General features: G+C 39.8%; 12 protein-coding genes. All 12 read left to right on the top strand.

Annotated elements, in window-relative coordinates; translation table 11 throughout:
* Position 1: 1 nt before the first annotated feature.
* Entirely contained in the window at positions 2–694 is a 693-nt protein-coding gene (locus ADICYQ_RS00980; RefSeq protein WP_020891013.1) for a CIS tube protein, read from the top strand.
* Between the two features lie 14 nt (positions 695–708).
* Entirely contained in the window at positions 709–2,430 is a 1,722-nt protein-coding gene (gene vgrG / locus ADICYQ_RS00975; RefSeq protein WP_020891012.1) for a type VI secretion system tip protein VgrG, read from the top strand.
* A 7-nt stretch (positions 2,431–2,437) separates the two neighbouring features.
* Complete coding sequence (locus ADICYQ_RS00970) at positions 2,438–2,731, top strand: PAAR domain-containing protein (protein WP_020891011.1); 294 nt, start codon at positions 2,438–2,440, stop codon at positions 2,729–2,731.
* A gap of 12 nt (positions 2,732–2,743) precedes the next feature.
* The gene (locus ADICYQ_RS00965) at positions 2,744–3,154 is read left to right on the top strand and encodes a GPW/gp25 family protein (RefSeq protein ID WP_020891010.1); all 411 of its coding nucleotides are present in this window, start codon (positions 2,744–2,746) and stop codon (positions 3,152–3,154) included.
* 4 nt (positions 3,155–3,158) lie between these two features.
* Positions 3,159–6,344 (top strand): baseplate J/gp47 family protein, encoded by a 3,186-nt coding sequence (locus ADICYQ_RS00960; protein ID WP_040413746.1) that lies wholly within the window; start codon positions 3,159–3,161, stop codon positions 6,342–6,344.
* A 3-nt stretch (positions 6,345–6,347) separates the two neighbouring features.
* The gene (locus tag ADICYQ_RS00955; RefSeq protein ID WP_020891008.1) at positions 6,348–9,032 is read left to right on the top strand and encodes a baseplate wedge protein; all 2,685 of its coding nucleotides are present in this window, start codon (positions 6,348–6,350) and stop codon (positions 9,030–9,032) included.
* A gap of 11 nt (positions 9,033–9,043) precedes the next feature.
* Positions 9,044–9,334, top strand: a complete 291-nt coding sequence (locus tag ADICYQ_RS00950) for a hypothetical protein (RefSeq protein ID WP_020891007.1) — start codon at positions 9,044–9,046, stop codon at positions 9,332–9,334.
* Between the two features lie 32 nt (positions 9,335–9,366).
* Complete coding sequence (locus ADICYQ_RS00945) at positions 9,367–9,669, top strand: hypothetical protein (protein ID WP_020891006.1); 303 nt, start codon at positions 9,367–9,369, stop codon at positions 9,667–9,669.
* Positions 9,647–11,683: a hypothetical protein gene (locus ADICYQ_RS00940; protein WP_020891005.1), complete on the top strand. Its 2,037-nt coding sequence runs from the start codon at positions 9,647–9,649 to the stop codon at positions 11,681–11,683. The genes ADICYQ_RS00945 and ADICYQ_RS00940 overlap by 23 nt, the downstream gene beginning before the upstream one ends.
* A gap of 261 nt (positions 11,684–11,944) precedes the next feature.
* The gene (locus ADICYQ_RS00935; protein ID WP_020891004.1) at positions 11,945–13,435 is read left to right on the top strand and encodes a contractile injection system tape measure protein; all 1,491 of its coding nucleotides are present in this window, start codon (positions 11,945–11,947) and stop codon (positions 13,433–13,435) included.
* A 120-nt stretch (positions 13,436–13,555) separates the two neighbouring features.
* Entirely contained in the window at positions 13,556–15,382 is a 1,827-nt protein-coding gene (locus ADICYQ_RS25610) for an eCIS core domain-containing protein (protein ID WP_020891003.1), read from the top strand.
* 64 nt (positions 15,383–15,446) lie between these two features.
* Positions 15,447–18,911, top strand: a complete 3,465-nt coding sequence (locus ADICYQ_RS00925; protein ID WP_040413744.1) for an eCIS core domain-containing protein — start codon at positions 15,447–15,449, stop codon at positions 18,909–18,911.
* Positions 18,912–18,913: the final 2 nt, after the last annotated feature.

Here is an 18,913-nt window from a genome sequence, read left to right as displayed (position 1 = left end):
TATGAGCGAAGGAAAATTAGAGAAACTGAAGTTGATCGCCTATAGCGATCCTGAATTCAGCGAGAAGGTAGCTGATGGAGAGTTTTCTACTTTGCTCAATCCTGAAAAATACGCTTATCAATACAAAATTGAACAAAATGAGGACCAGGCGCCTGGGACAAGTGCTGCTCCTACCAAGTTCAATAAAAAACTTCCTGAAGAACTCGATTTAGAGTTCTTATTTGACAGGACAGGCATTGTTAAGGGGAAAGAAAGTACTGAAGACGGTGTAATTGATGATATTGAACATTTTAAAAAAGTAGTTCTTAACTATAACGGGGAGCAACACAAGCCTAATTATGTAATGATCTCCTGGGGAAGCCTTCTTTTTAAAGGTAGTTTGGTAGACATGACAGTGGAGTTTAAACTATTTAGACCTGATGGCACACCACTTCGAGCGGTAGCAAAGGCTAAGTTCAAAGGTTTTGTAGAGGATGATTTAAGGGCAGCAAAAGAAAACAGAAGCTCACCTGATTTAACCCATTACAGGATAGTTAAAGCAGGGGACAATTTACCCTTAATGACACAGCGAATTTATGGCGATCCCAAATATTATTTAGAGGTCGCCAGGGTGAATAAGCTTGTCAATTTCAGAAATCTGACGCCAGGCCAAGCCATTTATTTTCCTCCGATTGAGAAACAAGGATCAGCATAAAATTTAAATAAAAAATGATAGAGACTGGTGATATCGTCACTTTGGAGGTAATTGTATCAGGGAATGCACTAGCTGATAACATACAGGTTATGAATGTTAGTGTTCAGCGCGAGTTGAATAGAATTCCCTATGCAAAAATCACGATAATTGACGGCGATGCTGCAACGGGTGATTTTCCTATTAGCAATGAACCAACGCTAATGCCAGGAAATGAAATTGAAATTTTAGCCGGTTACAATTCAGAGACCGTTACCATTTTTAAAGGCATTATTATTAACCATAATTTAAAGATCAGAGATGGGAGTTCCGTTTTGATGATAGATTGTCGGGACAAAGCATTTAAAATGGCGAATAGCCGAAAATCTGGCTATTTCTATGAGTCCAAAGACAGTGACTTGATGGAAGAGCTTATTACCAGACATGGACTTGAGGCAGATTTAGCACCAACCAATTTTACGCATCCTGAAATGGTGCAGTATCAATGTACAGATTGGGATTTTTTGGTCGCCAGGGCGCAGGCCAATGGAATGGTTGTAAATGTGGAAAATGGAAAGATTTATGTGTCAAAACCAGATCCAACGCAAGGAAGCAGCCAAACGGTGACATTTGGAGACAATATTTTTGAATTCGATGCAGAAATGGACGGTAGGAACCAGGTGCCAGGAGTGTCTTCTTTTGGTTGGAATCCTACAGACCAGGAAATAATTAAGATAGAAGCCAATAGTCCAGGTTTAAATCTCAATGGAAACCTGTCCCAACACGAACTAGCGGATTTGATGAAACTTGATCCTATTGAACTCAAAAACGGTGGTAAGATAGCCGATGTACTCTTACAGGACTGGGCAGATAGTAAATTGTTGTTTCAACAACTTGCTAAAACCAGGGGAAGAGTTAAAATACAAGGGAATACCGAACCTGTTCCTGGCCAGGTGATAACACTGGAAGGTGTAGGAGAAAGGTTTTCTGGTAATGCCTATGTGTCCGGTGTTATGCACCAGATAGCAGAAGGAAATTGGACACTTGATGTACAATTTGGTATGGATCCAGAATGGTTTACCGATCAGGTCTCCATACATACGCAGCCTTCGTCAGGGCTTTTGGCGGCAGTAAAAGGTTTACAGGTTGGAGTGGTTTCTCAATTAGAAGGTGACCCGGATGGTGAAGACAGGATAATGGTGAAATTCCCTGTGATAAACCCAGATGAACAAGGGATCTGGTGCAGACTGAGTTCTTTGGATGCAGGCAGTGAACGTGGTTTTGTTTTTAGACCGGAAATAGACGATGAAGTGATCGTAGGATTTATCAACGAAGACCCTAATCAAGCGGTGGTGTTGGGAATGTTGCCCAGCAGCAGCCATCCTAGTCCTTTAGAACTGTCAGACGATAACCACCAAAAAGGATATGTGTCAAGATCCGGAATAAAAGTGATGTTTGACGATGAGTTGAGCAAGTTGGAAATGGAGACCCCAGCAGGAAAGAAAATCGTGATGGACGATGATGAAGGAGAAATCACTATTACGGATGATCATGGGAATAGCATTACCATGAATGGTGATGGTATCGTGATGGAAAGTGGAGCAGATGTGACAATAAAAAGTTTAGGGGACATCAACCTTGAAGGGATTAACATTAACATCAAATCCTCAGGAGAACTTAAAGCAGAAGGCAGTGGCGGTGCTACACTATCGAGTAGTGGGTCCACGACAATAAAAGGGTCATTAATACAAATTAACTAATAGAAGAATGGGAATGCCCGCAGCAAGAATTACAGACATGCATGTTTGCCCTATGGTAAGTCCAGGTGGAGTGCCCCATGTAGGTGGTCCAATTTTACCGCCTGGTGAGGCCACCGTTTTAATTGGAGGAATGCCAGCAGCAAGGGTAGGGGACATGGCTACATGTGCAGGTCCTCCTGATTCAATAGTTGCAGGTTCCGCTACCGTATTAATCGGAGGGATGCCTGCAGCCCGAATGGGTGACAGTACCACCCATGGTGGGTCAATAGTGGCTGGATTGCCCACTGTGTTAATTGGTTAAAGAGAGATCATTATGGAAGAAGAATTAGATTTTCTAGGTAAAGGATGGAGTTTTCCCCCAACTTTTGACAAAGATTCAGAAATGGTGGAGATGCGCTCAGGGTTGATAGATATTCAGGAAAGTTTATGGATACTGTTGTCTACCAGACTTGGTGAAAGGGTGATGCAACCTAAATACGGATGTCAGCTCGATGAATTGCAATTCGAAAATTTAAACAGAACAACCATTACCTATATATCTGAACTCATTCGGACAGCCATTTTGTACCATGAGCCGAGGATTGAAGTAGAAAAGATTGAAATAAAGGAAGAAGAAATAATTGCTGGAAAAGTATTAATAAAGTTGAGCTATTTGGTAAGAAGTACCAACTCAAGGATGAACATGGTTTACCCTTACTATATCAATGAAGGGACATCGATTTAATTTTATGCAGCCAGATAACTTAAATATTTTAAAGGTATTGTGGAGGAAAGGCACCTCGCAAGCCATGAGAACAAACCCTGCCCTGGATCCATCTAACCTTGAGTTGATGGAATTGGAGCTTGGTGACTGGTTGCTCTTTGCCAATAATTTCGCAAAATTTATCCCCTTTTTTCCTGCCAATACCTCAAAAATAACCATTGATAACTGGCAGATTTTTTTCAATGAGCTCTTGTCTGTTGAAGACCTGCCCCAAAAAGGAACGCCTTCCTATGTGCAGCTAAAGGAGTCCATTCAGTTGAAATTGAATATATTCTCCAAGGAGGGTACACTTAAGCCTCAGCTAACCCTTCTTGTTACATTTTTACAACTATTAGAAAATTCCAGAAGCCGACTAAACAATATTTCAAAAAGACACCTGGATTTTTATTATAGTAACGTTTTACGCTTCTCTAAACTGCCAGCTATCCCTGATGAAGCATTTCTAATCATAGAAACTGGAAAAGGGCCAAAACCTGCCTTGACAAAAGGGGCGACATTTGATGGAGGAGTAGATGCGTTAGGGAAAAAATTAACCTATGTTTTAGAAAATGATTTTTACCCAAACCTTGCTCAGGTAAGTCAACTAAAAAACCGCTTTGTTGACCCCAACCAAAAGAAAATTACCATAAGTCAGGTTGCCAATTCTGTAGATGGAAAGGGAGAAGCATTTAAGGAAGAAAACCAAGGTTGGTGGCCATTTGGGCATGGACTATCCACTGTTTCCTATCCGGAATTGCAAAAGGGATCATTTGGTTTCGGTATATCATTGCCTTCATTATGGGCTTCAGCTGCTTCTGATAAGTATTATAGTTTTGAGCTTACCTTTAAAAAGAACTTACCATTTACTGGTACAGGCAGTGATGTACGTCAGCTGTTTTCCGCTCAATACAGTGGGGAAAAGGGTTGGGAAACACTCTCTCCAATTGACCATCCATCAAAAGGTAATTTTAAGAGTAGCGTCACAAATAATCGACTCACAATTGTCCTATTCATCAGCAAGTCTCAGCCTGGAATAGTTGACCAACAAGTAAAAATTCATGGGGACAGCAAAGGAGAAGGAGCCCCTTTAATTTGGTTTGACATTGCCTGTATTTCTCAAAAAGCATTCAATTGGATAAAAGGTCTTGGGGAGATCCCTTTACAAAACCTAACTATTAGGTCAAATTTCAGCAATATTAGTACTCCCATTATCGAGTCTGATTTGGGAATTCTCAATCCTGAAAAACCTTTTCAACCCTTTGGAAGTACTCCCAAAAAAGGCAGTAGTTTTTACATCAAATATCCCGAGTGGAAAAAGAAAAAACCTACCAAAGTATCCGTCAGTGGAAGGTGGTCCAATACACCTGATGATTTTAAAGATTGGTATTATAGCTACAGGGACTTAGGAAGTCAATACCTGAGTAAAGACAATTATTTTTCACAACATTTTGTACTCAGTGCGGGAGTTTCTCAACCTATCAAATCCTTTTTATTGCAGCCAACAGGCTTCAGAGAGGCTTTGCTGAATAGTCAAATTTCTGTTAACCCAGATCCGAACAATTTGATTGTCAAGAGCAATAGTCACTTTAAAGCAAAACTCTCTTTGAATGACGGTCAAGGTTGGACTACCAAAGTTGCTGAGGAGGTATTGTTTGAAACGGATGTAGAAGGTTTTAAAACGTCTTTTGATATTGTACCTGCCAGCGGCAAAGACCATCTGGATATAAGTGAAGGGATAAAGGTGACACTCCTTCAATCCTTTTTGTATGAATTGTATCCACGCTTATATGCTTTGGCCATGTCCAGTGACCAGCCAGAGACGCCCATTCCAAATGAGCCCTATACACCACTGATTGAGTCCCTACTTCTGGATTATGAAACAGAAGATTCATTTGATTTGTCTTCCACATCTGATCCGATTTTGCAGCTTTTTGTAAGAGATGATTTTGGCTGGTATGAAGAAAATAAAACCATTAAAACAGGGCTGTCCCATACGCCAGACAATGAGTTGTATGCATTGCCCTACCCAGGTGAAGTCGGAGAATTGTTTTTTGGCATATCAGGGCTAGCTCCATTTGAGCAGCTATCTTTATTGATTCAAGTGTTAGAAGGGAGTGAAAATCCTTCACAAAGTGAATCTGAAGCTGGATTGAAATGGTCCGTTTTGGTAAATAATTATTGGAAGAAATTAGAAAGAGAAAATATTGTATCTGACCAAACAGAGAACTTGCTTAAGTCGGGAACAATCGTTTTTGCATTACCGGAAGAGGTTTTCAACAAGCACAATAGGATGGATAATTCCCTTGTATGGGTAAAGATAAGTTCATCAAAAGAATTCAATGCGACGAGTAGGGTTCTTGGTATTTTCGCCCAAGCCATCAAGGTTGTTTTATTGAACAATGACAATGATTTAAGCCACTTAAAAGATGGCTTGCCTGCTGAAAGCATTTCTAAAATGATAGAAAGAAAGGCAGGTATAAAAAGCGTTTTTCAACCATTTAATTCCTTCGGTGGAAAAGCACCTGAACAAGACCAAAACTATTATATAAGAGCGAGCGAAAGATTGCGACACAAAAACAGAAGTGTATCCCTTTGGGATTTTGAACACCTGGTGTTGCAAAAATTTCCTGAAGTGTACAAGGTTAAATGTCTCAATCATACTTGTTCGGAATCTTTTTTATCTCCGGGTCATGTGATGGTTTTGGTCATTCCTGACACCTTAAATAAGAATGTATATGATATCTTTCAGCCTACTTTTAGTGCGGCAAAACTCAATGAAATAACGCGTTTTCTTGAAGAAAAATCGGCCCCTCAGGTTAAGATAAAAGTGGTAAACCCCTTGTATGAAGAGATTAAAATTAGGGTTCAAGTTACTTTTTATCCAGAAGTTGATAAAGCGTTCTTTATGAATCAGTTATCGAGTGATATCATAAATTACCTTTCACCGTGGACAAGCGGTGAGAACCAGGCGATTGATTTTAATAGTCATTTTAATAAAAGCAGCCTGGTGTATTTTTTTGAGAAATTAAGCTATGTGGATTTTATTCAGGAACCCCGAATATTTAGAAATGGAATTGAGATGGGAAATGACATTTTACCTAGCAGTCCCAAGCATATTCTGGTTTCTGCCAAGTCTCATGATATTTCATTGTATACCCCTATTACAAGTTAATAGATGATGGATCAAAAAACATACCGCCCGATTTCCAAAGACATTCATACAAATGATGATTTGGACTTTCAGTTTCTAAAGGATGAAGGTATAAAAGTAATCCAACGTCTGGGCAGTAAGCTTTGGACGGATTACAATACACATGATCCTGGCGTAACTATTTTAGAAATCCTGGCCTATGCCATTACTGATTTGGGATATAGACTCTCCTTGCCGGTTGAGGATTTATTATTGGGAAATGATAAAGCCAATTTCCTTAAAAAACATTTCCATATGGCGACAGATGTCTTGCCCTGTAAAGCGCTTACAGTGTTGGATTATCGGATGTTGTTTATGGACATTGAAGGAATTAAAAATAGCTGGATCGAACCTTATAGCAAGCAAGTATATGCGGACTGCAAAAATCTTAAAATGGCTTATGACCCCATTGTCTGGCAAGGCATTCCACAAAAAGACAAAACGTCATTTGAGCTTAAAGGCTTGCATAAGATTTTGGTTGATGCCTCCGAGGAAATCCCTTTCGCACAAATAAAAAAGAAGGTGCTTTTAGCCTACCATCAAAATAGAAATTTATGTGAGGATGTGGTAGAAGTGATCCCTGTTGAAAGTCACCCGGTTCAGGTATGTGCCATTATTGATTTGAGTCCAGAAGCTGATGAAGAGTTAATAGCAGCCAAAATTGAATGGGAAATAGAACAATATTTCTCTCCAAACATCCACTTTTACTCTTTTGAGAAAATGCTTGAAAAAGGGTATTCAACGGATGAGATAATAGAGGGACCGTATTTGAAACATGGCTATTTGGACCCAAGTGAATTGCAGGAAGCAGCATTGAGAAATAAAATAAGCCAATCCGACATCATTCAATTGATAATGGATATTGAGGGTGTTGAAGGAATTCGAGACCTAAGTATCAACCATTGCGATGAGGACGCAACAGGAGGCGGATGGACAATTACAATTCCTGAAGGAAAAAAGCCAAGTTTGTGTGACAAGAGTAAATTTAATTTTTACAAAGGACTACTTCCTCTGAATGTTAACCAGGTAACAGTAGCAGAGAATAAAAAAGCAATCGTTGAGCAAAATTTGGTGGAACAATATGAGATAAAGGAAAAGGAGTTTCCGCTCCCTGTTCCGCATCAATATCCACTTGGCGATTTTTCAAGTATAAGGAATGATTTTCCAGAAGTATATGGCGTAGGCCCTCTAGGGATTCCTGAAAATGCCAAAGGTATGGATCGACAAAAGAAGGCCAATCAATTAAAGGCCTATTTGACCTTTTTTGATCAAATCTTGATAAGTTATTTCAAGCACATTACGGAAGTAAAAAATCTATTGTCTGTATTCAGCACGCATGAAAGAACCTATTTTACGGAGACGGTAACTGATATTGGGGATCATGCTGATTTCTTGGGGGATTTCTATTCCGATGGATTCCTTTACGAAGACCTTTTGGCGCCGTTTGATGAGCGCAATAAAAGAAGTCAGAAATTGAAAGACCACCTATTGGCAAGGTTTGCAGAGAAGTTTTCTGACTATGCTTTTTTGATGAAAAAGATTTATGGATCGGGTGTAGATGAACAAGTGCTGGATACCAAGTCCTTTTTCCTTGAAGAATATGGGAAAATAAGTGCTCAGCGGTCTACAGCCATGAACTATTACAAGCAACCGCTAAAGAATCTGTGGGATACAGACAACACTTCAGGATTCGAGAAAAGGGTAGCCTTGCTAGTGGGCATAAGGGACTATTTTAGAAAAAATTTGGCACGTTCTTTTGTTGAAATTTTCCCTACCACAAATTCCGAAGGGGAAGCGGCTTTTAAATGGAGAATCTATGACAAGGATAAAAACGTCCTGTTAACGGCTAACAAATTTTATAGAGGTAGAACAGCTGCTCACAAAGACATTTACCTGGTCATTCAACAAGTCAAGGCTGTTTCGGATGAGACAATTGAAGATGCAATGGATCAGTTTGAGGAAGTGCCTGAAGTAGGGTTTGATTTTGCTTGTTTCAAGGTGAGCATATCACCAACCGGAAGATTTTCGTTTAGCATATTTAATCTGGATATATCCGATCCTAATAACCCCGACTACCTACTGGCTAGCCAGCAAAAGTATTTTACTTTTCAAAACTTTAGAAATGCATTGTTGGGTTTTAAATCATTCATGAGCGAAGAGATGGATGATGAGGGAATGTTTGTTGTAGAAAACATTTTGTTAAGACCTGATTTCAACGAGGAGGATATCGATAAGCAATATTTTATGCCATTTTGTAAGGATGACTGTGGCCAGGGAAACTGCCTTGATCCCTATTCTTTCAGACTGACTATCGTACTACCAGGCAACTCTTTTAGGTTTGCCGATAGAGATTTTCGGGATTTCCTTGAAAATTTAATAAGAGAAGAATTACCCGCCCATATTCTAGCAAAAATTTGCTGGATAGGAAGGGCCAGTACAGGTGATCTTGAACAAGAAGACCAGATGAGCCTCTTTGAGGAGGCTTATGCCAATTTTCTTTCCGGACTAACGGTCGGAAATTATCAATACCATGAGCAATTTGTAAAAATATTATCTGAATTGCATTCAATTTATCCAACAGGCACCCTGTACAATTGCGAGGATGAGGATGAAAGTAATGCGATGAGAGATACCATCATTTTAGGAAGATCAAATTTAGGAACCATTTAATCCCTTAGGCCATGTCAAATAAACTAAGTTCCGTAATCTACCAATATAGAAACTATAAGGCTGACCAGGTGCTTACCCATACGCAGCTAAATGAGACGATCGCTTATTTTGAAGACCAGGACAGGTTGACTCGTATTGCATTGACGGGGGTGGGAATCGTTCATGGTCTTACAATTTCTACAAGAGCAACAGAAGGTGGAGATCAATTTGTGGTAAAACAGGGTGTTGGAATCACCACTGATGGAGACCTAATATTACTTCATGAACAATTGTCAGAAGAAGAGCCGAAAGAAAAAACATAGCAATAGATGAATTAACTTTCACTCATTTTAGGGTGTTTTCTGATGAATACGCAAGGTATTCTCCCTACTTCTATATAGATGAGGAGCAGTTTCCGATTTGGGAATTTTGTAACGAGGGAGATACAGATGCAAAGCCCTTATCTGATCTGGCCAATTGGAAGGGAATGAACATGGTAGCCTACCTGGAATGCTATCCTAAGAGTCAGGATATTTGCGGTGAGATCAATTGTGACAATCAGGGTATTGAACAAATTACCAGATTGCACTTCTTGATGCTGGAGGATGCTTCTATCCAGAATTTGGTGAACCTAGATGAATTACTACTCAAAAAATAAAATCACTGAATTATTAAGCGAGCTGTCAGCACTTCAATTGATGAAGGTGGTTCATAATGCGCAGAATTCATCCGATTTAGCGGCATTAGATAAATTATATATAGCTGCTATCGATAATGGGAATACACTGGATGAAATGGCCAAAGGCCTTTCTATAGTGTTGGAGGGGTTCAATTCGATTTTGGAAATAGAGGATGATATCCAGCATTCTATTGAAATTTTCAAGGAATTGTCTGATAATGTATTTAATCAGCAAGATGAGAATTACAATTTTTATCAATATCGATACCTCCTCGCTAAAGACCTTATTAGTACCTATAATGCGATAATTGATGCATTAAATAAATTTGACTTTTGGCCAAACCCAGAAATTACTTCATTCCCCAAACACCTATTGCTTGGCAAGTTAGATGGCACAGGTTACCGTCATGATTTTTATAAATCTCCTGCCTTAGGGGATTATGTTCACGATAGAAGTGAAATCAATTCCCTACTTAGCAAGATGCAATTCCTTTTAACCTCGTTTGAGATAAAAACAGAAAAAGAAGAAGGGTTGAGAATTATACCTGATGGAAAGAAAAAACACAATCCGCTTTTCCCCTCTATACCTTTCTATTATAAAACCAATGAAGGCGATTTTTCGGGTTGGAGTTCTGATGCAAATGCCATTAGTTTTTATTATGCTATGGGCAACAATCCATTGTTGGTGGAGCATGAGGGGCTTGACAGTTACTTGATAGGAGGGCATTTGATTACAGATGGAGAAAACACCTATCAGGCAATAAGTTCAATGATTAATCAATTTGGATTAGAATTTAAGATCTATCATTTTGACTTGGCACATAACCAGAATGAGTTAAAAAAACTCTTTAAGGACCACCCTTCTTGTTCTTCGAGAGGTGGGGTACCGAAGTCCGGCACCTATATTTTGCTTAGCTATGACAATAAAGTTGTTGCTGACCTTTCACTTTCTTATAGGATAGTAGATGAGACTGGACTTATTGGATCCAGTCATATTAGAGTTGCAAGTTGCAGTTATCCCTGGATAAGTTCTTTGAAGTTTCTCAATAACCTTTCTAGGAGTATTAAAGGATCTGCGAGAAAGTCAGGTGCTCAACCGACCACTTATCGTCTAGTTGTAAACAACTACAGCATAAATGGTCAATCGATAATTAATGGAGCTGTTACACTTGAAATTCCAATTGAGTCGATTTATAATAGACGAATGCATGCCATTACAGAAGCCTTAAACGAACGCTTCCCTAAGGGGCTGGTTTTTGACTATGATGAATCCCACAAGCGATTCGTTATTACCCGTCCATTTGATGATGTGTTTAGCATTAGTTTTTCAGACAATACGATAAGCATTAACAAACCATCCTATACTTATACCCAGGATGAAATGGTGAAATCAGATAGGACATTTAGGCTAGCCGCTACGCGATGTGATGAGCTTAGAAAATATCGAGAAGCTACCTACCTACAACTGCAAACTGAGTTTGCCCCCGTAGATAAAGATGATGACAATGGGGAGTTCAAAGGAAAATGGAAGCAATGGTACAATTTGATAGAGGATTTGAAAGTCGATTCCAGGTTCAAAGAAAACTTTAAACCAAGAATTCCTGAAAAAGTTAATGATCTTCCTGGTTCTGTTCAAAGAATTATACGAAATGTTCAGTCAGCCTTGGGAAGTTCTGAAATTGGCCACAAACTTTATTTAACGGGAGATTGGGTGAATGGTAGCTGGGCAAGTATTGAAATGATCCATGATTATAAAAATTCTACGGATACGAATGATGTTATCTTCAGATTTCTACAATTAAGAAGCTTACTTCACGGTAAAGATCAGGCAAGCAAAGCATCATTGGTTGTGGTTTTGGATCGGGAAATAGATAGGGGAGAAATGACTAAAACGTTGGAACCTTTTACGGAAATGGCAGATATCTATATCGAGGTGCCAGCAAAAAGTGGACAACCCAGAGGGATAGATTCTATACAAAAACTGCAGCTATAGGAAATGGAAAAGGACCAATCATACAAATTCCGGATGATGATTGGTCCTTATGGGGCTTCTGTCCAATTTCACTTGCTTTAATCTCTAATCTAGTAGTAAGCGACTCAATAGTGATGTAAACAACACGTAACGAACGCAACTTCAAGACGTTTTGACTTAATAACTTGCTTCCTCTTTCATACTTATTTGCCAGTAAAATAGGTTCAGTCTAGTGACCAAACGTTTAGAAATATAAGAATTAATTTGATAGAATAAAAATAAATGAAGGAAATTGATACGCACTCTATACAAAAAGTTTCTATCGATATATATTCCAAGTCGGTCGAGAATGCCAAGGCTATAGAAAGAAATATCAGCAACTTTATTCAGGATTCTTTAATGCCACTTATTGCTTCCTATCTTGATGAATTGGAGAAAGAGCTACAAATTGATTCCATTCAGATTCCCCAGATAAATATTTCTTTGGATCTTTTGGAAGACGATTTTTTAGACCCTAAAATAATTCAACGAGCATTCATGAATCAATTTAAGGAAGTTTTATCAAAAGAGATTGCAACAAAAGATTTGGGGAATTCCCCAGAAATGCCAGCTGAAGGAACTGCTAATGATAAGGGCCTTGAAGTATTTTCATCTCTACAAAAAGAGGGAGATGAAATTTTAGTCCTTAATCCGGTAGAGCGCATCTTGAAATCCTGGATTTATTTCTTAGAAAACGGAAACTTACCATGGTGGTACAGTGAGGAAAAAGCCAGGAAGGCCTTTAATTGGAAGGAAATAAAACCCTTGGTAAGCAAGTATATTTCAGATGGAAAGTTGCTTAATCACTTTCAAAATACCCTCTTCTTTGATAGGGTGGTCAGTCAATATTCGGGGAAAGATTTAGGAGAGTTGATTTGGATGGTCATTGCTCGAAAACCTTTGATCCAGAAATCACATTACCTGAGAATTAATGAGAGATTGGATGAAGGGCAAAAGCTTGTATTCTATAGGATAATTGTCGTAGTAAGCCTAAGTGAGGAATTGAATAGCGGGACTGAGCAGCTATATAAGTTGTACTTATCTAAACTGGGTGAGGCTGAAAGAAAAATAGTAGAGAAAATTTTCAGAGAAGTCATAAAATTTGATGATATTAATGAAAGAAAGAAGGTTGCGGACTCAGTTCTTCAACTATTAGAAAATAAAGATCAATTTAGTGGTGAAATACCAAATAATATTGGGGAATCATCCGCGCAAATTAAAATAGACTCTGCGGAGAATAAAGAAGGCTACTATGTATCAAATGCTGGTCTGATTTTACTCCATCCCTTTTTGAAGCCATTTTTTATTGATTGTGAATTGTTGGATGAAAAAGGACAATTAATTAATCCAGAAACAGCAGTGCATGCGCTGCATTATTTGTCTACTAAAAAAGAACAACCTTTTGATTTTGAACTGGTTTTTGAAAAATATTTAGTAGGAATGCCTATTGACGAACCTGTTTTGAGAGCGTTAATTCTTCCAGAGGAGATAAAGATAAAAACGGAGAAACTTTTAAATGCATTAAAGGTCAATTGGAAGAGTTTGAGAAATACCGGATTGGAAACCATTCGCAATGAATTTATAAATCGAAGAGGGAAATTGGTTTTTGAGGAGACTTCTGATAGGTTATTTGTAGAGAGAAAAGCACAGGATATTTTATTGGATGGGGTTCCCTGGAATCTTTCCTTGGTAAAACTTCCCTGGCAAAAAAAGCATTTGCTTGTAGATTGGTAAATTAAAATACTATGAAAAGACAAGGTTTTAGAAAGTCCTCAGTAGGATTGATTAATCCTGCATTTCAAAGCAAGGAGGGGAATAGTTTTTTTTCGCCAGAAGAAGGAGAAAAGTGACAGCTTGATTCCTTCTCTCGACAATGATAATTTTTTTGATCCTATAGTTCAAAAGGTATCAGATGAAAAAGATGCTGGAATAGCGGTTCAAAGTAAAGAAAAGGAAGAAACCAATAATAAATTGCAGGCCGCCTCAGAAGAGGAGCCTGTTCAGGCTAAGGCTGAGGAAGAGGAAAGTGTCCAAAGGGCAGCAGAAGAAGAGGAGGGAGTAAGCGCCAAAGCAGAGGAAGAGGAAAAAATTAGTAAAGCAGTTTCAGAGGAAGAACCTGTGCAAGCAAAAGGTGAAGAAGAGGAGCCTGTTCAGGCTAAAGCCGATGAAGAGGAAGGTGTCCAAAAAGCAGCTGAAGAAGAGGAAGCTGTAAGCGCTAAAGGGGATGAAGAAGAGAAAGTTAGTGCAGCTGCAGATGAGGAGGAACCTGTCCAGACAAAAAACGAAAAGGAGTCCGTGCAAACGGCAACTGATGAGGACAACATTCAAGCAAAAGAAGACAATAACGTAAAAGATACCTCGCGACAAAAACAAGTCAATGGGATAGAAAGCACTCTTTTTCAAGAAAAGGGGAAGGGAATGTCCATGTCACCTGGGGTCAAAGAATTCATGGAGAAAAAGTTTGGTTCTGACTTTAGTAAAGTTAGAATTCATACCGATCAAAAGGCTCAATTAATGAACAAGAAAATTCGGGCAAAGGCATTTGCCCATGGATATGATATCTTTTTTAACTCCGGGCAATACCAGCCAGAAACAAAAGCCGGAAGACATTTACTTGCTCACGAACTTACCCACACAATTCAGCAGAAGGGGAATACAAAAAAACCTGTGCAACCGAAATTAAATGATGGTCATGATTTTCATCCAACAAGTAGATTTTCAACAAATGAATTGCTTGAAGATACTTATGACAATTATGCCACATTAAAAAATGGCGCTAATGGAACAGCTGTAACCCTCCTGCAAGATGCCTTGATTGGTCTAGATTACCGTTTGCCAAAGTTTGGTGCTGATGGTTCTTTTGGGGAAGAAACGACAAGAGCTGTGGAAGCTTTTCAGGCGGATATGGGATTGACGGTGGATGGGGTAGTGGGAAGAAATACCATCCGATATCTTGATAAGCTCGACAGAAGGGTGGATGTAGTTGAAAATGAAACGTCTGTAACCATTGATACTAAGATTGACCTGAAAAATGTAATTGCTCAGGCTGGAGCTGTTGCATCGAATAGTTTAGACCCTTTAGTTATGGGGAGGGTTTTCCCAGAAACCATAGCTGTTAAATTAAAATTAATAGATGATGGTGTCATGTGGCATCCTATTATAATAGGGTTAACAGGTCATTATTCTGTTCAAACACGCTTACTCCCTGAAATGGAGGAGGTAACTGGTCCAGGAGGTAATACAACTGAAGATAACTATTGTAGGCAAATCAATGCTTTAAGTAATTTGGGCGTCTTTGGTGGAAGTTGGTATATGGAAGATGCTGTATTGGCCCATGAAAGGGTTCATGCCTCCAAAATACGTACGGCATTAATTGACCCGGGTGTTTTGAAGCCTTTAGAAAAAGCGGTAAATGAAATGGCTTTTCCAAAAAGTGCTCTTACCATAAATGACATTTTAGCTGAGGCAATGATCAGAATGGATACTAGATTTTCAGATGCAATTTTCGAAGCTGAAATGAATTGGATAGATCATTTCATTGTCTTATTGAAAGATGATCATGGAGTGCCAGTAGGAACTGGGCCTGCTTATGATGGAGCTAGAAAAATTGTAACCCCTATGATTAGAAAAATTCGGAATCATGCCAAAGCAAATAATTGGTCTGCCTGCGCCCACAAGTAGCTCAAATACCCAAATGGGTTTTTAAATAAAATTCCAATAAATCTGAATTGATGAAATAAATTGTATGAGCCACTTTAGTTCTAAATCCCAAACCAGCAGAGGACACTCCTCCCAAAATCATCCTGATTCCTTTTTTCAGGCGAAATTGGCAGTGGGGCAGCCTGGGGATCAGTATGAGCAAGAAGCTGATGCAATGGCTGATAAGGTGGTGCAAGAAAAGTCCCAAGAAGAGAATATTCAATCTCAGGCAGATGAAAACATCCAAGCCCAATCCATGGCGGAAGGGATTACTCCTCTGGTACAATTAAAAGTAGATAGTGCGGTCTTTCAGGAAAAAGGGGAAGAGGAACAACTATCTATGGAAGGGGAAAACAATGAAGTGGAAGCCCCTGTTCAGATGAAGCAAGAGACTGCCTCAGCCACTCCGCCGGGTTTCGAACAGCAGCTCAACCAAACAGCTGGAGGAGCGTCAATGGATCAAGAGACGCTTTCTGGGATGGAAGATTCATTTGGGGCTGACTTTAAAGATGTCAAGGTGCATACTGATAGTCAAGCGGTGCAGATGAGCCAGGGCATTGGCGCGCATGCCTTTACCCATGGAAATGATATTTATTTCAATGAAAACCAATACAATCCCAATGATAGCTCTGGCAAGCACTTGTTGGCGCACGAATTGACCCATACGATTCAGCAAGGTAGTAGTCCTGCCATTCAGAACAGTACGATTCAAAAGGAAGGAGAAGAGGAAACAGCTCCCGAAATGGAGGAAGAAACTGGCATTTTGGATGAAAGTGCCAAGACCATAACTTTTAGTAGTGTACCCATTCCAGGGTTTAAACTACAAGACCATAGGGGGGGCTTATTTACTAGTAAAGCGCCACTCAAAAGAAAAAACAACTACATCCGAGGCAATACCAACCAGCGAGATGGCGTATGGAAAGACCAGGTTGACACATCAAACATTACTACCAGGTTAAATGCGCTGTATGAAGAACATCACAAAACACCCGCAACAGCTGATACGACACATGTATTTAAAGCAAATACTAATGGTAGAGGTGTCAAACCCACTTTTATTGGTGGAATTGATGTTATTTCTAAAGACTTAACTACTCCAGGTTGGGGGAAAGACAAGAATTATAGGAATTTCCATGTTGACCATATTGTAGAGCTTCAGTTGGCTGACTGGAATACAGCTACCTGGCCCAATACCCTGGATAATATGGAGTTACTGGATGCTTCAAAAAATACTTCAAGTGGATCTGTCATTAAGGGCCAAATTACAGAAAAGCTCAATGGTTTCAGAGAAAGGCATGGAGCTCAATACCCCGGAGGAGATGCGACTTTCAAAAATAAATATACGCTTGTTTTTAATCGAGCAGATACTTTAGCTGGAGGAGACAGCAATGCAACAGAAAACGAATTTTGGACCAAAACTCAAATAGAAGGTGGAGAGCAATTAGAGCCCATCGAAGTAGGTAATTTAGCAGATATTGGGGAAGAAGGAGAAGTAAGAATTTTCCCCAATGAATCTGGTGGAATTAGTAAAAAATTCATTTGGACCGGAGAGGGTAGCAGGTTGGGTAGTTCAGAAAAGACCTGGTTAGGCAATCCTTTCAGAATTACCTCCAAGCAATTTGCTACCGAGGGTGAAAATGTAGAAAACACAGAGAACCTGGGCAGCATCTCTGTAAACATACCTTCGTCTGATAAAACATGGGCTCCCTGGCCAGAAGATAAAGTTTTCCCAGTTAAACGTTACCCGGGTTCTAAGTATGCGGGATACCTTACCAAACAATCCATTAAATCAGGTTTGTATGGGTTGCGAATAAAAAAGGCAAGTCCCGTGGAAATCCTTGAGTTGGATTTATTGCCTACAGGGATAGAGGCCTACGGTCAAATAATGCCCAGCATACCAATTTTCGAAGGCAGTCCCATTGAACTGTTTATCTCCAATGGCGATGTAAGGGTATCTAAAACGTTTGGAATAGAAGAAATCAATGTTCCGCCACCTTTTGAGATTAGTGATAGCTCCTTAACGATTTTTGCAAGTTCCAGAAATGGATTGGGGTTGACTGGCGAAACCAATTTTGCGATCAATCAGGTAGGAGAAGGCCATATTAGTGCTACAGCTTCGACAGCCTCAGGATTTGAACTTGAAGGCGCCTTTAATTTTGACTCCGAATTGTTTGATCCGGCAGAGATCAACATGGAATACAAGGAAAATGTATGGACCATTGGAGGAGTAATAGGTATTCCGGAAGGAAAATTAAGAGGGATCAAAACCGCTACGATTACAGCTACTTACAGTGAGAATAATTTCTCTGCAACAGGAGAAGCAGAGCTAGATGTACCAGGAATTGAAAGGGGAAATATGGCCTTCAATTTCGGAGAAGACGGTTTTTCATTTAGTGGAGATTTTGACTTAAGCAGTGATATTCCAGGGATTACCGGAGGCAATGTTGCCGCCAGAGTTGCCAAACCTGCAGGGGCTGAGAATTATGAGATCATGGTTACTGGTACAGCCCAGCCTGATATTCCAGGAATTTCTTCATCTCTTTCGGTTACTTATGACAATGGTGCACTTACAATTGTAGGTTCTGCAGCCTACAGTAGAGGAATGTTAAGTGGTTCCATTGAAGTAGGCGCTACCAACCGTGCGATAGGAGAAGATGGGCAACCCACAGGGGATCCTGATGAGACGATGCGTGTCTATGGTGGAGGGGAACTTACCCTTCAATTAACCCCTTGGTTGGCGGCAACGGCAGGAGTTAAACTTTTGCCTAATGGAGAAATAGAAGTTACTGCCAGACTGGCATCAGAGAGCTATGAGGTATTCCAAAGAAAGGAATTCAATAGGAATTTATTTAGAGCACCAACCATAGAAATTCCTTTGTTTGCCATTCCTATTGGACCAAGAAGTATTGGCTTGGTTGCTCAAATTGGAGGTGGACTGGACTTTACGGCTGGTTTTGGCCCCGGTGAATTGAGAGATATTTCTGCTGAAATCACCTACAATCCTGAAAGAGAAGATGAAACCACAATAAGTGGGCATGGTGAATTTGCCATTCCTGCCGATGCTGGACTTACTTTAAGAGGTGATTTGAGCCTTGGTGTAAGTGTAGCCATTGCTAGCCTTACAGGTGGCATAGAGTTGACTGGCGCATTAGGTCTGGAGGGAGAAGCTGCAGCGGAGGTAGATTTGAATTGGACCCCTCAGACAGGTTTGTCCCTGGATGCCGTTGGTAGAATCACCGTAAATCCGAAGTTCGAATTTGAAGTGAATGCTTTTGCAAGGGCAAGCCTAGGGATTGGGTTCCTCTCTGTTTCGGAAACCTGGCGACACAATCTTGCAGGATTTGAATGGGGTCCTGATATACAGTTTGGCCTGGTGTTCCCGGTTAATTACCAGGAAGGAGAATCTTTTGACATGTCGTTTGAAGACATTGAAGTGATTTATCCTGATTTGGATATCGTAAATATGAGTAAAGGCTTGGCCAAAGATATTAAAAATGATTTATTTGATTAATT

The sequence above is a fragment of the Cyclobacterium qasimii M12-11B genome, assembly GCF_000427295.1.
Lineage (GTDB): Bacteria > Bacteroidota > Bacteroidia > Cytophagales > Cyclobacteriaceae > Cyclobacterium > Cyclobacterium qasimii.
Note: the sequence above shows the minus strand (reverse complement) of the source record. Positions and strands in the feature narration are given on the sequence as shown.